Annotated in this window: 1 protein-coding gene; it reads left to right on the forward strand. The window is 74.8% G+C overall.

Annotated elements, in window-relative coordinates; genetic code table 11:
* Nucleotides 1-92: 92 nt before the first annotated feature.
* Complete coding sequence (ccsB, locus tag FOE67_RS25580) at nucleotides 93-1,268, forward strand: c-type cytochrome biogenesis protein CcsB (protein WP_182667192.1); 1,176 nt, start codon at nucleotides 93-95, stop codon at nucleotides 1,266-1,268.
* Nucleotides 1,269-1,464: the final 196 nt, after the last annotated feature.

Genomic DNA, 1,464 nt, shown 5'->3' on the forward strand with positions numbered 1-1,464 from the left:
GGGTTCCCCGGCGCCCGCCCCCCGGGCGGACGCCGGGGAACCCGGCTCCGGGGGAGCCGAACCCACCCACAACCGGAAGGAGAGGTCCCGCGATGCTTGACGCCGATCCCGGGCTCGCCGATTACGGCAAGCTGCTCGTCTACTCCGCGATGGCCGTGTACGTGTTGGCGTTCCTGGCGTACATCACCGAGTGGGCCTTCGGCAGCCGCAGCCGGGTCGCCCGCACCGCCGCCGCCCTCGCCCCCAACGGCGCGGGGGGGAACGGCGACGGCGGCACCGGCGGCGCGGGGAAGGCCGACGGCGGCGCGGCGGGGGCCACCGCCGCCAGCGCCCCCGCGGTCGCCGTCCGCCGGGGCGGCACCACCTCCGTCCTGGAGCGCCCGAGCACCGCCGGGACCGGCGGCGGGAACGGTCCGACCGTGGTCACCCGTTCCGGCTCGGTCGGCCGGGACAACGTTCCCGACGGACCCGGCGCCGCGGCCGGTGACGAGCGCGGCGACCTGTACGGCCGGATCGCCGTCTCGCTGACCGTCCTGGCCTTCCTGCTGCACCTCGGCGGTGTGGTGCTCCGCGCGGTCGCCGTGCAGCGGGCCCCCTGGGCGAACATGTACGAGTTCTCCACCACCTTCTCCGTGGTGGCGGTGGGCGCGTTCCTCGGCTTCATGCTGGCCGGCCGCAACGTCCGCTGGCTCGGTCTCCCCCTGGTGACCACGGTCCTGCTCGACCTCGGCCTGGCCGTCACCGTCCTGTACACCGAGAGCGACCAGCTGCCGCCCGCCCTGCAGTCGGTGTGGATGTGGATCCACGTCTCGCTGGCGATCGTCTGCGGCGCCATGTTCTACCTGGGCGCGGTGGCCACCGTCGCGTTCCTCTTCCGGGACCGCTACGAGACCCGGCTCATGGCCGGCGGTACGCCCGGCCGGGTGGCGACCTCGGTGCTGGAGCGGCTGCCCTCCTCGGTGAGCCTGGACCGCTTCGCCTACCGGATCAACGCCGTGGTCTTCCCGCTGTGGACCTTCACGATCATCGCGGGGGCGATCTGGGCCGAGAACGCCTGGGGCCGGTACTGGGGCTGGGACCCCAAGGAGGTGTGGTCGTTCATCACCTGGCTCGGCTACGCCGCCTACCTGCACGCCCGGGCCACCGCGGGCTGGCGGGGCCGCAAGGCCGCCTACCTGGCGATCTTCGCCTTCCTGTGCTTCCTGTTCAACTACTACGGCGTCAACATGTTCGTCGACAGCCTGCACTCCTACGCCGGCGTGGAGTGATCCCACCCGCGCCCCGGTCTCCGCGAGCCGCCCCGGTCCCCGCCCCGTGCGGGGGCCGGGGCGGCTCGCGTGCGGGGGTCGGTCGGGGCGCCGGGACCCTCCACCGGCGGCGGGACGGGCCCCGAGCCCGGTATCCCCGATCCCGGCACCCCGGGGCACGCGAACGGGCCGGGCCGTGGGCGGGACGGCACCGCGG

Origin of the sequence: Streptomyces calidiresistens (genome assembly GCF_014141525.1) — a bacterium.
GTDB classification, from domain to species: Bacteria; Actinomycetota; Actinomycetes; order Streptomycetales; family Streptomycetaceae; genus Streptomyces; species Streptomyces calidiresistens.

Excerpts from the sequence above, each read along its gene's own strand:
- ccsB (WP_182667192.1), top strand. The coding sequence starts at position 93 with ATGCTTGACGCCGATCCCGGGCTCGCCGATTACGGCAAGCTGCTCGTC.